Annotated in this window: 15 protein-coding genes; 7 read left to right on the top strand and 8 right to left on the bottom strand. The window is 35.7% G+C overall.

Annotation, left to right across the window (positions count from 1 at the left end):
• Nucleotides 1–41: 41 nt before the first annotated feature.
• The 7 genes from FPB0191_RS10380 to FPB0191_RS10350 all read right to left on the bottom strand — a co-directional run bounded on the left by FPB0191_RS10380 (nt 42) and on the right by FPB0191_RS10350 (nt 8406).
• Nucleotides 42–731: a YfgM family protein gene (locus FPB0191_RS10380; RefSeq protein WP_039105914.1), complete on the bottom strand. Its 690-nt coding sequence runs from the start codon at nt 729–731 to the stop codon at nt 42–44.
• A 10-nt stretch (nt 732–741) separates the two neighbouring features.
• On the bottom strand, nt 742–2019 hold the full coding sequence (gene hisS, locus FPB0191_RS10375; protein WP_039105911.1) for a histidine--tRNA ligase: 1278 nt from the start codon (nt 2017–2019) through the stop codon (nt 742–744).
• Between the two features lie 29 nt (nt 2020–2048).
• The gene (gene ispG / locus FPB0191_RS10370; RefSeq protein ID WP_039105908.1) at nt 2049–3158 is read right to left on the bottom strand and encodes a flavodoxin-dependent (E)-4-hydroxy-3-methylbut-2-enyl-diphosphate synthase; all 1110 of its coding nucleotides are present in this window, start codon (nt 3156–3158) and stop codon (nt 2049–2051) included.
• Nucleotides 3159–3470: 312 nt separating this feature from the next.
• The gene (locus FPB0191_RS10365) at nt 3471–3935 is read right to left on the bottom strand and encodes a helix-turn-helix domain-containing protein (protein WP_039105906.1); all 465 of its coding nucleotides are present in this window, start codon (nt 3933–3935) and stop codon (nt 3471–3473) included.
• 360 nt (nt 3936–4295) lie between these two features.
• Nucleotides 4296–5567, bottom strand: coding sequence for a tyrosine--tRNA ligase (tyrS, locus tag FPB0191_RS10360; RefSeq protein ID WP_238574444.1), 1272 nt, complete (start codon nt 5565–5567; stop codon nt 4296–4298).
• Between the two features lie 172 nt (nt 5568–5739).
• Complete coding sequence (gene putP / locus FPB0191_RS10355) at nt 5740–7227, bottom strand: sodium/proline symporter PutP (protein WP_238574442.1); 1488 nt, start codon at nt 7225–7227, stop codon at nt 5740–5742.
• A gap of 366 nt (nt 7228–7593) precedes the next feature.
• Entirely contained in the window at nt 7594–8406 is an 813-nt protein-coding gene (locus FPB0191_RS10350) for a flagellin N-terminal helical domain-containing protein (protein ID WP_039105901.1), read from the bottom strand.
• 530 nt (nt 8407–8936) lie between these two features.
• Here FPB0191_RS10350 and fliD point away from each other — a divergent pair.
• The 3 genes from fliD to FPB0191_RS10335 are packed head-to-tail and all read left to right on the top strand — an operon-like array spanning nt 8937 to nt 11115.
• Nucleotides 8937–10367, top strand: a complete 1431-nt coding sequence (gene fliD / locus FPB0191_RS10345) for a flagellar filament capping protein FliD (RefSeq protein ID WP_052236939.1) — start codon at nt 8937–8939, stop codon at nt 10365–10367.
• Between the two features lie 10 nt (nt 10368–10377).
• Complete coding sequence (fliS, locus tag FPB0191_RS10340; protein WP_039105898.1) at nt 10378–10755, top strand: flagellar export chaperone FliS; 378 nt, start codon at nt 10378–10380, stop codon at nt 10753–10755.
• A gap of 15 nt (nt 10756–10770) precedes the next feature.
• Nucleotides 10771–11115 (top strand): flagellar protein FliT, encoded by a 345-nt coding sequence (locus FPB0191_RS10335; protein ID WP_039105897.1) that lies wholly within the window; start codon nt 10771–10773, stop codon nt 11113–11115.
• Nucleotides 11116–11187: 72 nt separating this feature from the next.
• On the opposite strand, the gene fliE is transcribed toward FPB0191_RS10335, so the two are convergent.
• The gene (gene fliE / locus FPB0191_RS10330; protein WP_039105895.1) at nt 11188–11496 is read right to left on the bottom strand and encodes a flagellar hook-basal body complex protein FliE; all 309 of its coding nucleotides are present in this window, start codon (nt 11494–11496) and stop codon (nt 11188–11190) included.
• Nucleotides 11497–11658: 162 nt separating this feature from the next.
• Between fliE and fliF the strand changes: the two genes are divergently transcribed.
• From fliF to fliI, 4 genes are read left to right on the top strand one after another with little or no spacing between them, the layout of a single operon-like run.
• A complete protein-coding gene (fliF, locus tag FPB0191_RS12250) occupies nt 11659–13386 on the top strand; it encodes a flagellar basal-body MS-ring/collar protein FliF (RefSeq protein ID WP_052236938.1) in 1728 nt (575 codons plus the stop codon).
• On the top strand, nt 13387–14385 hold the full coding sequence (gene fliG / locus FPB0191_RS12245) for a flagellar motor switch protein FliG (RefSeq protein ID WP_039105892.1): 999 nt from the start codon (nt 13387–13389) through the stop codon (nt 14383–14385).
• Nucleotides 14378–15130: a flagellar assembly protein FliH gene (locus FPB0191_RS10315; protein WP_039105890.1), complete on the top strand. Its 753-nt coding sequence runs from the start codon at nt 14378–14380 to the stop codon at nt 15128–15130. Before fliG ends, FPB0191_RS10315 begins: the two co-directional genes overlap by 8 nt.
• Before the next feature lies 1 nt (nt 15131).
• Nucleotides 15132–16505 (top strand): flagellar protein export ATPase FliI, encoded by a 1374-nt coding sequence (gene fliI / locus FPB0191_RS10310; RefSeq protein WP_238574440.1) that lies wholly within the window; start codon nt 15132–15134, stop codon nt 16503–16505.
• The last annotated feature ends 9 nt before the right edge of the window (nt 16506–16514 follow it).

The following is a 16514-nucleotide window of genomic DNA, read 5'->3' as shown; positions in this document are numbered from 1 at the left end:
TGTCAAATAACTAAATTATAATACCCGTAATAAAGCAATAATTAATTTGTTTTAGTTTCCGAATCTTTTTGTTTAGCCACTTTTTCTTGCTCAAAAACTTGTTTACTTTTCAGTATTTCAGCTTGATTTAGTTTAATCTTGATATATTCAGCTAGCTTTTCTGGTAATGAACTTGATAAAGCCAAGTTATAAGCATTACAAGCATCTGCATATTTTTCAAGTTTAACAAAAATGTCGCCACGAATATCGTTTACTGCACTTGCCCATTTAGCATTTTTTATTCGATCTAAAGTATCTAAACTATCCTGATATTTTTCCAATTGATATTGCAATTTAGCGATACGAATATTAATAATCGCTAAAACGATTTCAGAGTTAGTCTTTTTGCGAGCGTTTATTAATAATGATTCGGCTCCAGCAAAATCTTTTGATTGCACAACGTAAAATTGAGCTACCTTTAAATCGGCAAAAACACCATAGATGTTATCGTTTTCATTAGCAAAGTTGACAAGGTCATCAATTGATTTTGGATCTGTTGGATTGAATTGAGTGAGTAAAGATTCATATTTGTCAGATGCAATAAGCAATTGTTCAGCTTTATGTGATTGCCAAAAATGCCAGCCAAACATGATTACGAAAATTAACACAATTACCGGAACAATAATTTTCCAAGTTTTTGCGAAAAATTCTCTCAATTTCAATAACTGTTCTTCTGTATCAGAATGACTCACATTAATCTCCTCAACCCAAAATGTTCAAACAATAATCGGCTACTTGGTCTTGTTCGACTTCAATTTGTTCACCGCTTTGTAAATTTTTAACGACTACTTTATTAGTTAATATTTCGTTTTCACCAATGACGATAGCGAGTTTAGCACCATATTTATCGGCTTGACTAAATTGTTTTTTGAAATCATTGGAGCCATAATTCGTCATAATTCGTTTAGTTGGCATAACATCACGCATTTTTTCAGCCAATTTTTGTGCCTGTACTCGAGTGTTATTGCCTGATGATATCATATAAACATCAATGTTATTATCACTTTTCAATTGAGTATTAACCGCTTGAATAAGTAATATTAGTCTTTCTGCTCCGATAGCAAAACCTACAGCTGGTGTTGCACGACCACCAAGTTGTGAAACTAAACTGTCATAACGACCACCACCGCAAACGGTTCCTTGAGTGCCTAAACTATTGGTTACCCACTCAAAAACGGTACGATTATAATAATCAAGTCCACGCACTAATCGTTGGTTAACTGTATATTTGATTCCGTTTGCATCTAGTAACTGACATAAACCGACAAAATGATCTTTTGATTCGGGATCTAAATAATCAAATAATTTAGGCGCCTGGTTTAATAATTCTTGTATGCTTGGGTTTTTTGAATCGAGTACCCGTAAAGGGTTGGTATACATACGACGTTTACAGTCTTCATCTAAACTATCTTTATGTTGTTCTAAAAACTCGACTAATGCATGTCGATAATTATCTCGTGCAGCTAATGAACCAATGCTGTTAAGTTCTAAATGAGTATGTTCCGCAATGCCTAAAGCCTTCCATAAACGCGCTGTTAATAAAATGAGCTCGGCATCAATATCCGGCCCAGCAAGGCCAAATACTTCTACACCAAATTGATGGAATTGGCGATGACGTCCACGTTGTGGGCGTTCGTAGCGAAAAGCAGGACCAAAATACCATAAACGTTGTTCTTGATTATATAATAATCCATGTTCAATACCCGCTCTTACACAACCCGCGGTTAGTTCAGGTCTGAGAGTAAGACTGATATCTTTTCGATCATTAAAGGTGTACATCTCTTTTTCAACGATGTCAGTTACTTCACCAACAGCACGTTTAAATAATGCGGTTTCTTCCACTATTGGAGTCCGGATTTCATTATAACCATAGCTGTTTAAGACGTTCTTAACTATCTTCTCAACTTGTTGCCAAAGGGCACTTTCAGTTGGAAGTAAATCATTCATGCCACGAATAGCTTGTATCTTTTGCTTTGCCATTTTATTCACTTTATTAATTTTGTATAAGATTATAATTCTTTGGTTTTAATCCGGTTTTTTAATAAATTCGCTTTGGATCGGATTTTTTCTTCTAGCACATCAATCATACTATCATTATCTATACGATCTACGCGAATACCATCTTCATAAAAGCCACTTTTGTTATGCCCACCTGCAACGCCCATCGTTGAGGCTAGTGCTTCACCAGGACCATTTACAACACAACCAATTATTGAAACATCCATAGGAATAATAATATCCTCTAAGCGACGTTCCAACTCATTAACGGTACCAATAACATCAAATTCTTGTCGAGAACAGGTTGGACAGGCTATAAAATTAATGCCCCGTGAACGGATACGGAGTGATTTTAAAATATCAAATCCGACTTTAACCTCTTCTGTTGGATCAGCAGCCAAAGATACTCTTAATGTATCCCCAATCCCCTCCGAGAGTAGCATACCTAAACCAATGGCTGATTTGATTGAACCACTTCTTGCACCACCCGCCTCAGTTATACCCAGATGCAATGGTTGTTTAATTTGCTTCGCCAATAATCGATAAGCTTCAATAGCGGTAAACACATCAGATGCTTTTACGCTAACCTTAAATTGATCAAAGTTAAACCGATCAAGGATGTCAACATGTCGCATGGCTGATTCCACAATTGCCTGCGGTGTTGGCTCTCCATATCTTTCTTGTATATCTTTTTCAAGTGAACCAGAATTAACACCAATACGTATAGGAATATTCTTATCACGAGCACAATCAACTACCGCTCGAATTCGGTTCTCATTACCAATATTGCCAGGATTAATTCTTAAACAATCTACGCCGTACTCAGCTACTTTTAAAGCAATACGATAATCAAAATGAATATCGGCGATAAGAGGTACATTCACTTGCTGTTTTATTGACTTAAATGCCTCTGCTGCATCCATGGTTGGAATGGATACACGTACAATATCAACTCCCACCCTTTCAAGTGATTTAATCTGAGCCACCGTACTAGCAACGTCAGTTGTTCGAGTATTTGTCATTGATTGTACAGCAATTGGTGCACCATTACCAATGGGAACATTTCCTACATAGATTCGAGTAGATTCCCGCCGTCTAATTGGCGAATCTTTGTGACTCATAAATCAGCCTAAACTAAATATAAAAATAAATTCGCTAATCTTAGCAAGAATTGATAAAAATGTCTGTAAATGAAATCGAAAAATATCCGCATTATATGGATATTTATTGTTCAAATTGGTGGCTAATTTTTGTAATATTACTCAATCAGTGGCGAATATGTTCAAATCTTAACATGGGGAGTCCAAGTTAATGAAATATAAGATTCAGCATTGGTGATTAACTTATCTAACTGCCCTTATTTAGATTTTTATTTTTCAAAAGGGCAGAATCATTTCGTTAGTCAATATCCTGACATAAAAATGTATTGTTAACTAACTGTTGTTGACGGCTTCTTTAGGAGGAGAAACATAGTGGCTAATTTCAATAAAATTATTGTTGTTATCATTCCAGACCGAAAACCAAGTAATTCCCAATGCAATTAAAATGGTTATGATTGTCATAAAAAAAATCATTTTACCTAATCGCTTATGTTGCGATTTTTGAGAGTAATTTTTCATATGTCGTTTGGGTTGTTGGTTCGACTTAATGTGTAAGAATGGTGAATACTCTTCAGCGGGTAAACCAACGATTTCCGCATACGATTTAATGTAACTTTTGATAAACACATTAGGGATATTCGGTATATTATCTGTTTCAATTTGTTCAATTATAGCGGAATGAAGATGAAGTTTTGCTGCGATATCAGCTTGGGATAACCCTAATTTTTGGCGTAAAAGTGATAACTTGTTACCTAATGAAACAACGTGTTCATGATCCGCGTTATTTTCTTCGCTCATGAGGACCTCACAAAAGAAAAAAGTATAATTTTAATGATATTCATATCATGAATTATTATTTTTTTGTTTTAAATCATTATTGGGTATTATATTTTAACATCTTATTGACGTTTGTAATACTTAACTACCGAATTACTATAGTATTTTTTCATTAATTTGAACTATAGTTAATAATCAAATTAGGTATTACTTGGGATTACTGCACCAATGGCATTTAGCCATTGGTATAATCAAAGACGTGAAGCGGTCGCCAGTCCATTGGAAATATAAAATGTCTCTATTATGTATGGAATCATCTAAAATATATAGATAACCGGATAACTTAAAAAAGTTTTACTACTTCACATTCTGTAATGATGCCTACTGCCAAATTAATAAACAATAGTATTTTTTACCGCGACGTAATAGCGTATAACGACCAAATAATCGATCGGATTCACTAAATTTATAATCTGCGGTTGATTGCTTTTCGCCATTGATTGAAATAGCATTAGATTCAATCATTGTACGCGCTTGGCCACGTGACGGTGCTAAATCAGCATTGACTAATGCTTGCTGTAAGTCAGCATCTGTATTTAGTAAAACCGTTGGCATACCATCTTGTTCAAGTTGTGCAAAATCATCTTGTGATAATGATTTAAGCGAACCAGAGAAAAGACTTTCTGTAATGCGTTTTGCTGCAATTAAACCTTGTTCACCGTGTACAAGTTTAGTCACTTCTTCAGCTAACACTTGTTGTGCACGTGGCGCGACACCGCTGTTTTTATCTTCTTCTTCAAGTGCATTAATAGCATCCAAAGACATAAATGTGAAGAATTTAAGGAAACGATAAACATCAGAATCGGCAGTATTAATCCAAAATTGATAAAACTTATATGGGCTGGTTTTCTTCGGATCCAACCATACCGCACCACTTTCTGTTTTACCGAATTTAGTGCCATCGGATTTGGTAATTAAAGGTACAGTTAAACCATAGACTTGTTGTTGATTTAAACGACGTGTTAGATCAATACCGGCAGTAATATTACCCCATTGGTCAGAGCCACCAATTTGTAATATTACTTTATGCTGTTTATTTAAGCTGGCAAAGTCATAAGATTGCAAAAGGCTATATGAAAATTCAGTAAATGAAATACCTTGATCCTCACGATCGATACGCTGTTTCACAGATTCTTTAGCAATCATTTGATTAACTGAGAAGAATTTACCAATATCGCGTAAAAAGTCTAGCACGTTCATGCTACCAAACCAATCATAATTATTTGCAACAATCGCCGCATTATCACCACTATCAAAATCTAAAAATGGTGACACTTGCTGCTTAATCTTATCAGCCCAATCCTGAACAGTATCTTGTGTATTAAGTTTTCTTTCAACAGCTTTAAAACTTGGATCACCAATTAATCCAGTTGCGCCACCAACTAATGCTACAGGTTTATGACCAGCTAGTTGGAAACGTTTCAAACAGAGCAATGGTACTAAATGACCTAAATGTAAACTATCAGCAGTGGGATCAAAACCACAATACAGTGCAATCGGACCCTGCATAATTTGTTCGGTTAGCGCTGTTTCATCAGTGACTTGAGCAATTAATCCTCTTTCTTGAAGCTGTTTGATCACATCTATTGCCATAATATTACCTTATTTTTTTATCCTATTTTTCATTCAAATGCTACTAAAACATTCATCATTTATAAGCGAATGAGTATAGCGTATTCTTTTCATAATGTCTTATGTTGTTAACTAATTCTTTTATAGGAATAAATCAACAGTTTGATAGAAATTAAGCCGTGATTTGCCGATATTACCCTTTGTTATGGTATAGTTTATTAGCAGTATTAAAATGATCCAAAACTTCTTCAGGCGGTTTTTTATCAAGTAAACTCACCACAATGATGGCAATAGAGGCAAAGGCAAAGCCTGGAATTAATGAATAAAGATTAAACCAATTATATTCAATCCATAATAATACGGTTAATGCGCCAATCAACATGCCCGCTAAAGCGCCATTACGTGTCATTCGATGCCAGAAAACTGAAAAAATAATTAATGGACCGAATGCAGCGCCAAAACCAGCCCATGCATGGCTGACAAGATTTAATACACTATTATTCGGGTCAAGTGCTAATAAAATGGCGATGATGGCAACTAATAGCACCATAAATCGTCCAACCCAAACTAACTCTTTTTGTTTCGCTTTTGGTCTTAAAAATGCACGGTATAAATCTTCGGTTATTGCGCTTGAGCATACTAATAACTGACAACTTAATGTACTCATAACAGCTGCTAAAATGGCGGCTAATAATACACCTGCCATCCATGGATTAAAGAGTAACTTAGACAGTTCGATAAAAATACGTTCATGATTATCATTGTTGACCAAGTATGCAAATTGCGGGTGGGATGAAAAATAAGCAATACCAAAGAAGCCAACTGTAATTGCACCGACTAAACATAAAATCATCCAAGTCATACTAATACGACGAGCATTTTTCATAACTTCATGTGAATCAGCAGCCATGAACCGCGCTAAAATATGCGGTTGACCAAAATAACCTAATCCCCACCCTAATAATGAAATAATAGTAATCACATTCATATTAGAAAAGATATTCAAATACTGCGGATTTAGTGTTTCAATTGAAGCTATGGTATCGCTAAAGCTACCGCAAGAAATAATTACCATAATGGGGGTTAGAATTAAAGCAAACATCATTAAACTGGCTTGAACGGTATCCGTCCAACTAACCGCCAAAAATCCACCTACAAATGTATAGGCTATCGTTGCCCCTGCGCCGGCTAACATAGCCCAACCATAACTGAGTCCAAAGGTACTTTGGAATAGTTTTGCCCCTGCAACCACACCAGAAGCACAGTAAATAGTAAAAAAGACTAAAATAATAATGGCAGAAATTAAGCGCAGTAATGAACTTTTATCGTTAAAACGACGTGCAAAATAATCGGGTAACGTTAATGAGTTATGGTTCACTTCAGTAAATACGCGTAAACGCCCAGCAATAAGTAGCCAGTTAAAATAAGCTCCGATAATGAGGCCAATAGCAATCCAGCTTTGAGAAATACCAAATAAAAATACCGCACCGGGTAAACCCATTAAAAGCCAGCCACTCATATCAGAAGCACCAGCAGATAAAGCTGTCACAAAACTGCCAATTTTTCGACCTCCAAGTACATAGTCGCCAAAATTCTTAGTGGCATAAAATGCAAAAAGTCCGATTGCAATCATCCCAACGATATAGATAGCAAACGTAACGATCATCGGTAAAGACATCATAAGTGTATTCCATAAAAATAATTAACTCGCAAGCTTATCATAAATTTGGCTAAAGCCCAAAAAACTGCAACTTTTACAAGGCATTTTGTTATTTTGTGTAGCTTTATAATTAATAAGATCTTAGTTGATTATTTCGTTTATTAGATTTTCTATAAAACAAGATAGTAGCATCCATAAATTTAATGTAAGCAAATGCAAAAATAAGATGAATAACTTTATAAGTTAGGCTTTCGAGGTTATAGACAATAATTAATATTGTATGAGTGAATGTCAGTTTTTTTAAAAGGGGCTAGTAGGAAGCCCCTAAAAAGTGCTACGTTCCAATTTTTAATAATTGGTTTGTTTTTTTCGCACTAAAACTACTTATTATTGTAATAAAGAAAGTACTGATTGTGGAACTTGATTAGCTTGTGCTAATACAGATGTACCCGCTTGTTGTAAAATTTGACCACGAGTCATGTTAGAAACTTCAGTCGCATAATCAGCATCTTCGATTCGGCTACGAGCAGAGCTTAAGTTATTAACAGTATTGTTGATGTTGTTAACGGTAGATTCGAATCGGTTTTGTACCGCACCAAGTTCACCACGTAATGCATCAATTTTAGATAATGCAGCATCAATTGTTTTTAGTGGATCTGCTGTTGGAGCATCAGATACATTGAAATTTTGTAAACCTAATTCAGTGCTGTCAATTTTTTTCAAATTGATTTGAATTGTTTCGCCGTCATTCGCACCGACTTGGATTTTTAGAGTTTTATCCTCGGAAAGTACTTTTGAACCATTAAAATCAGTTTGTTTAGAAACGCGATCAATTTCATCTAAACGTTGGTCGATTTCATTTTGAATTGATTCAAGGTCACTTAGAGAGTTAGTACCATTTGCAGCTTGTACAGTTAGTTCACGAATACGTTGAACGTTGTTATTAATTTCGTTTAATGCACCTTCAGTTGTTTGAGCAATAGAGATACCATCATTAGCATTACGAGCTGCTTGAGTAAGACCTTTAATATTGGAAGAAAAACGATTAGCAATTGCCTGACCCGCTGCATCATCTTTTGCACTATTGATACGCATACCAGAAGAAAGGCGCTCAATTGCAGTACCTAATAGACTTTGTGAATTATTTAGGTTATTTTTCGCCACCAAAGACATGGTATTGGTATTAATTACTTGTGCCATATTTATATCCTCTTAAATTGTTAAAATAATCAGCTTATTAGCCTGTCATCAATTTTCCTGACAGATAAATTATCGGAAGCCGATTTGATAACTTTAATATTTTTTGCAAATTTATTTATTATTGCTGAATAAATCAGCGAATGATTATTTTTATTATAAATAAATCAATATGTTGTCTTATTAACAATCTTGATAGAATCGTAAAATATAGATTTTATGTTCGTTTCAGCAGTAGAAAATGGGTTAAAAAATCAAAAGTAATGTTTCAAAGTAAATTCATTTATAGTATTAAAGTGAACCTCCTTAAATAACAATTATCCACTACTGACATTCACTGAAATTTGAAGTTAACTGAAGCTAATAATACCGTTTTTTTATCATTGTTAGATTTATAGTCATTAATCTAGATAAGCTTTAATCTAATAATACGGTATAACTTTCATAAAATTAAAAATGCTAAAAAAGCCTAAACTTTTTATTTTATTAGCCGATATAACAGAAAGTAAAAATTAGTGATAAGGTAATTAATCATGTCAATGAGTATACTTGGAATTGGTTCAGGGATTGATTTAAATGAAGTATTGGATCAATTAGAAACAGCAGAAAGAATGCGTTTAACGCCTATTAAAACACAACAAAAAGCGATCAATGCTAAAATTAGTGCTTTTGGTAAACTTAAAAGTGCCCTCACAAGTTTTAATTCTGCTACTGAAAAATTACAAAAGACTGATTTATTTAATAGCCGACAAATCACAGGCAATGATAATTTCTTTACGGCTAAAGCTAATAGTAATGCTGCATTAGGTCGTTATGCCATTAAGATTGATCAACTCGCAACAGCAAATTCGGTTGCTACAACGGCCACCAATGATAAAACGGCACAACTTGGCAATGATGATGAATCACGCACAATAACAATTGAACAAGCAAATGGTGAAAAACTTGAAGTTACCTTGAATAAAGATGAAACCTCTCTAGAAGCAATTTCCAATGCGATTAATAATGCCAAGATTACACATGAAGATGGTACGACTAGTCCTTCAAGTGTCAACGCCACGATAGTGCGTTCAGGTGCTGGTGATTATCAGTTAGTTATCACATCTAAAGAGACCGGTGAGCAAAACGCCATTACTGCTATTTCATCTAGCGATCAACAATTAAATGCGGTTATGGGTTTTGATAGCCAAAATAGCGAACAAAGTGCGATGACTGAAGTTGCTAAAGCACAAGATGCTCACTTTACCTTAAATGGAATCGCCGTAACAAGCGCAAGTAATACAATAAAAGATGTGGTAACAGGGGTTGATATCACATTAAAAGAAGTAACAACGACAGAACAATTCCTAACAGTTGAAGCGGATAATTCACAAGCACAAACTGCAATTAAAGAATGGGTGGATGCATTTAATCAACTTCAATCTACGATGTCTTCTTTAACCCAATTTACGGCTAAAGACCCCAATTCTGCTGAACTAAATAGTAGTAATGGTCCTTTATTAGGCGATGCAACGTTAAGAAATATTGATCAAAGTATTCGTTCGATATTTTCTAAGGGTCAACCTGGTGAAATCAGTGTGTTGGCGCAAATTGGTATAAATATGGATAGTCACGGCACATTAACCATCAAAGAAAATGAACTTAATAAAGCATTGAGTACAAATAGTGATGCAGTAGCAAAACTTTTTACCGGTGATGGTCAAACAACGGGTATTGCTAATGAGGTTTTTGCCAAAGTTAGCAGTTTTATTGATAGTGATGGAACAATTGATACAGTAACGAATGGTTTAAATAGCACTTTGAAATCATTAGAGAAACGTTATGATCAAGTCAATCAATCGATTGACCAAACCTTAGAACGTTATCGAACCCAGTTTACTCAACTTGATGTCATGATCAGTTCACTTGATAGTATGAGTAATTATTTAAATACACAATTTGAAATGATGAAAAATCTGAAGTAGGAGTTTCCCGATGTATCAAGCCGGTTCAAAGGCTTATCAACAAGTTAGTTTAGAAACTAGTGTTAATCAAGCTTCACCACATCAGTTAATCGTATTGTTGTTTGACGGTGCGCTTAATGCCATAAAACTAGCTAAACTGTATATTGAAAAAGGTAATATTGCCGGCAAAGGTACAGCAATTTCTAAGGCAATCAATATTATTGATAATGGTTTAAAAAGTTGTTTAGATATGGAAAAAGGCGGGGAAATTGCAGCTAATTTGGATGATCTTTACCACTATATTAGTCATCAATTAGTATTGGCAAATCTACATAATGATGTAGCTAAGTTAGATAGCTGTTATGATTTATTAAATAATATCGCTCAATCTTGGCGAGAAATTGCGTAATCATAAGGGATAGTTATGAATCATATTTTGATAGAAAAATATAAGCAATTTCACACTATAATAGAATCGATGCTTACCGCTGTTAGACAAAATGAATGGCAAATCTTCTTTGCTCTACAAACACAATATTTGACGTTATCGGAGTACTTATCAACATATGATATAACGGAAATTTTAACCGAGGATCGGTCACAACTACGCATTACGTTAATGGAATCTATTAATGATATATTAAATAGCCAACAACAACTGTCTTTATTACTTAAAGCTCAGCACACGCAGTTGGGTAAGTTAATTGGTGAAACCGTAGATCAACAGGTAAAAATTAATCACTATCATCAAATTGCCACTTTGACTTAATAGTTAATATTGTTCAGCTAATTAAAAATAAAAAAGTTAAATAGCTTATTGGTCAAAACATTGGTCAGTAAGCTAAACATTCATATTCATAATTTCTTGATAAGCTGCAACTAATTTATTGCGGACTTGAATACCAAATTGCAAAGAAACCACGGATTTTTGCATATCAACCATGACTTCATTTAAAGATGTATTTGGCTCCCCCATTTCAAAAGCTTTTGCCTGATTATGCGCTTGGATTTGATTTTGACTAATAGTATCTAATGCCGTTTTGAACTCGTTTAAAAAACCGCCTTCTAAAGAAGGAGATCGAGCATTATTAACTTCGATTAAGTTAGGCAGTGTAAAGTTGAGATTGCCATGAAGTGCTTGGACTGACATAGAATTTTCTCCTGACTAATAACGAAGTTAATTTATCATAGCCAACGTTACTTAAAGCTAATAACTAAGGCAAAAAAAATATGCTTTTTAAGCTATTGATTTTTGTAATTGCTCAGATAATACAGAATGTAGAAAGTCTAATTAGGTTAAGTCAGGATAATTATGAATACCCAAACTGTGGGCAATAAGGGTAGTGCCGCGAGCAATGCACTATCTTTTATTAATCGACTCAAACAAAATCCTAAAATGCTCCTGCTTATAGGTGGTGTCATTGTTACGGCAATTATCATGATGGCATTACTATGGCTAAAAGAAGATAAATACGGGGTTCTTTTTAGTAATGTTAGTAATCAGGATGGTGGTGAAATAGTTAGCCAGCTAGAAAAAATGAATATTGCTTATCAATTTTCTGCTGGAGGCTCTGCGATTCTAATTCCTGAAAATAAAGTCTATGATACGCGCCTACGCTTAGCCCAACAAGGGTTGCCAAAAGGAGGCGCAGTTGGTTTTGAGTTGCTGGATAAAGAACGATTTGGTATGAGTCAATTTACTGAGCAAGTCAATTATCAGCGAGCATTAGAGGGAGAATTATCTCGGACCATATCCACCATTAATAGCATTGAAAGCGCTCGTGTTCACTTAGCAATGCCTAAGCCTTCTTTGTTTGTACGTGAACGTAAACAACCTACCGCTTCTGTAACACTTTCATTATATGCCGGTCGATCATTATCTCAGGGGCAAATTGATGCCATTATTCATTTAATTGCCAGCAGTGTCCCCGAAATGGTAGAAGATAAAGTCACTATTATCGATCAGCATGGACATTTACTAACTAATGAACAAAATCGAAATATTTTACTTAATGCTACACAGATTGATTTTGCTGAACGAATCGAAAAACGAATACGCGATCGCATTGTTAAATTAGTCGGTGCAGTAGTTGGTAATAATAATGTCAATGTTCAAGTTACTGCTGATATTGATTTTAGTCGACAAGAATCAACGATGGAACGGTTCGATCCTAATAGTGATATCGCTAATCAAACTATTCGTAGCAAACATCAAACAGAAAATTTGCAATCAGGGAATGTTAACGGTGTAGGGGGCGTGCCGGGTGCTTTATCTAATCAGCCGGTACCGATAGCAAGTGCACCAATAGATGAAGCGCAAAACGAGAATAAAACAACTGAACAGACGGATAATCAAAAGTATAGTCAACAACGTGATGATACCCTTAATTTTGAAGTTAACCGTCATATCGTACATAGTCAGATTCCTGAAGGAAGAATTAAACGTCTATCAGTGGCAGTATTAGTTAATTATCAAGCGATAGAAAAAGCTGTTCAATCACCAGAGGATAGTGATGATGTTGAAGAGTTTGATGAATCAGACAATCCAACTAGCACTACGGATTATCAGCGACTTGATGAGGAAGTATTAAATAATATTGAAGCATTAGCTCGTCAGGCTATGGGGTATTCATCTGAAAGAGGCGATACACTGACTGTTGCAAATCTAAAATTTACTCAACAGCCAACAGTTGACGATGATGGTATTGCCTTTTGGAAAACTAGCGAGTTTTACGACGCAATGAAAACCTATGTGCAATATATTGTTTGGGCATTAATTATTTGGGTCCTTTGGCGCAAATTCATTAAACCAATTTGGTTGAAATGGCAAAACCAAATTTTTGCAAACAAAAATAATGATGATGAATCCCAAAATAATAATGAAGAAAATAATCGTTATAAAGCTTACAGTAGACAACAGCAGAAAAACTTTGAAGATAGTTTACAACAACAACAGTATATCCGTGAAATGGTGACCAAAGATCCACGTGTATTAGCATTGATTATTCGTGGTTGGATGAATGATAAGGACGGTCAATAAATGATACTTAGTCAAACACAAAAATCAGCAATTGTATTGATGACTTTAGGGGAAGATTTAGCTGCTCAAGTACTACGTTATTTAAGTACTAAAGAAGTACAACAGATTAGTCGTTCCATGGTAAGCATGCCACAATTATCACAAGAACAGCTAAAAAACGTGTTAGATGATTGTCAAAAAACAATGGAAGAGTGTGCGATATTTAATATTAATACCAATGATTATTTGCGCAGTATTCTAGAAAAATCTATTGGTGGAGAAAAAGCTTCCCGCTTACTTGATGATCTTTTAGCGCATCATGATGAAGATACATCTAATGGGTTGGATATGCTTAATTATGTTGATGCTTCAACGGCTGTCGATCTAGTCAAGAAAGAACATCCACAAATTATCGCAACAATATTAGTACACTTAAAACGTGATTTAGCGGCTGAAATTTTAAATCTGTTTGACGATCAACTACGTAATAATGTCATGCTCCGGATCGCCACTTTTGGCGGGGTCGAGCCATCGGCATTGCAAGTCCTGTCAGAATCTTTATCAACCTTATTACATGGACAAAATATCAAGCTTAATAATATGGGCGGCATTAGTACCGCAGCAGAAATCATTAACTTAATGAAAAGCCAGCAAGAAGAATTGGTTATCGCCGCTTTACGTGAATACGACAATGATCTGGCACAAAAAATCATTGATGAAATGTTCTTATTTGAAAATCTGGTTGAAGTTGATGATCGTAGTATCCAACGTTTACTCAAAGAAGTGGATAATGAAACGCTGATCATTGCCCTAAAAGGAGCCTCAGTGGAATTACGCGAGAAGTTCTTAAACAATATGTCACAACGGGCAGCTACTATTTTACGTGAAGATCTTGAAAATCGACCACCTGTACGTATGTCACAAGTTGAAACAGAACAGAAAAATATCTTGGTTATTGCGCGTCGCTTAGCGGAGACAGGTGAAGTGATATTAAGTCGTGGAGATGATGAATATGTATAGTTCATCAGATTCTAATTATTGGCAACCATTGAGTTTACAAGACTTTACATTATCCAATAGTCCATCTATCGCTATTATTGAAGAAGATAGCACAGTAGAGATGATTGAAGCATCATCTTTAATGAACGAGACGGAAGAGGCTATGCCAGAAATCACTTTTGATCTAGAGCGTCTTAAAACTGAAGCTACCGAACAAGGTTACCATGAAGGACATACTTTGGGCCAGCAAGATGGATTTAATGTTGGTAAACAATTGGGGCATGATCAAGGTTATCAAGAAGGATTAAAACAAGGTATTGCGCAGGCTGAGCAACAATTCAATGAAGAAAAAATGAAATTAAGTCAGTCTATGGCGAGTTTACTGGCTAATTTCCAACAAGCGTTAAATGACTTGGATGATGTCATTATTCCTCAGTTAGCTGATGTGGCTTTGGTTGCGGCTCAAAAAATGGTTAGTGATTTACCTAAATCGTTACATATGCAGTTAAAAAAATCAATCCAAACGCTGATTCAACAATTTCCTTTGTTGCCGGACTCAATTCAATTACATGTTAATCCAGATGATATTGGATACATAGAAACGATACTTAGTGATGAACTTAATAAATATCACTGGCAGTTAGTGGCCGATCCAACAATTGATGCTGGCGGGTGTAAATTGTTGTCTGATAAAAATGAGATAGATGTGACATTAAACAGTAAATGGCAAACACTTCGTGATGTTGTCAACGGTGAAAGGAGCTAAGGTGGCATATCTATCACGCTGGTCTAATAAACTTGATCAAACAGTTTCACAATTACAGAATTTATCGCTGATTAGGCATTATGGTCGGCTAGTCAAAGCTTCGGGATTAGTGTTAGAAGCTACTGGATTAACGCTACCATTAGGAGCCAGTTGTTTTGTTGAGCGTCAAACTCAAAACAGTATTGAAGCTGTTGAGTGTGAAGTAGTTGGCTTTAATGCACAAAATCTTTATCTGATGCCGTTTGATGCGATTGACGGTATTTTATCGGGAGCACGTGTTTATACTTCACGTCAAGATCAACAACAAGGTAATCAAAAGTTATTACCGGTAGGAACAGCATTACTTGGCCGGGTTTTGGATGCAACAGGAAATCCTTTAGATGGTAAACCATTACCTGACCAAGCTGTCTATCAATGCTTAACCAATAAAACTCTTAATCCATTGCAACGTACACCTATTCATGACGTTCTTGATGTTGGAGTTAGGGCAATAAATGCACTCTTAACGGTTGGCAAAGGGCAACGTATGGGATTATTTGCCGGGTCAGGCGTTGGGAAAAGTGTATTACTTGGTATGATGGCGCGATATACCCAAGCCGATATTATTGTTGTAGGTTTGATCGGTGAGCGTGGACGAGAAGTTAAGGATTTTATTGAAAATATATTAGGTGAACAAGGCTTAGCACGTGCTGTTGTGGTTGCCGCGCCTGCTGATGTATCGCCACTTTTACGTTTGCAAGGCGCAGCTTATGCAACCAAAATTGCTGAAGACTTCCGAGATCGCGGCTTTAATGTCTTATTAATTATGGATTCTTTAACTCGTTATGCTATGGCACAACGTGAAATTGCATTGGCTATAGGTGAGCCTCCCGCCACTAAAGGTTATCCGCCATCAGTTTTTGCCAAATTACCAGCATTAGTGGAACGTGCCGGCAATGATGCACAAGGTAAAGGTTCTATTACAGCATTTTATACGGTGTTAACAGAAGGTGACGATCAACAAGATCCAATTGCCGATTCAGCACGTGCAATTTTAGATGGACATATTGTGTTATCACGATCATTAGCCGAATCAGGTCATTATCCAGCGATTGATATAGAAGCATCTATTAGTCGCGTCATGACTGATTTAACACCATTAGAAGATGAGAAAAAAGCGCGTTTATTTAAACAACTTTTCTCTAGCTATCAACGCAATCGCGATCTTATCAATGTAGGGGCATATGCGACCGGCAGTGATCCACAACTCGATCAGGCGATTAAGTTGTTTCCAACGCTACAACAATTTTTGCAGCAAGGTATTCATGAATATTGTGGTTATGGCGAGGCTTGTGAGCAACTCGCCAATATTGTTAATCCTTTGTTATCCCATTAGTGAGATCTT

The organism is Frischella perrara (assembly GCF_000807275.1).
In the GTDB taxonomy this organism is placed as follows: domain Bacteria; phylum Pseudomonadota; class Gammaproteobacteria; order Enterobacterales; family Orbaceae; genus Frischella; species Frischella perrara.
The sequence above is the reverse complement of the archived record's forward strand: the minus strand, read 5'-3'. Positions and strand labels throughout refer to the sequence as shown.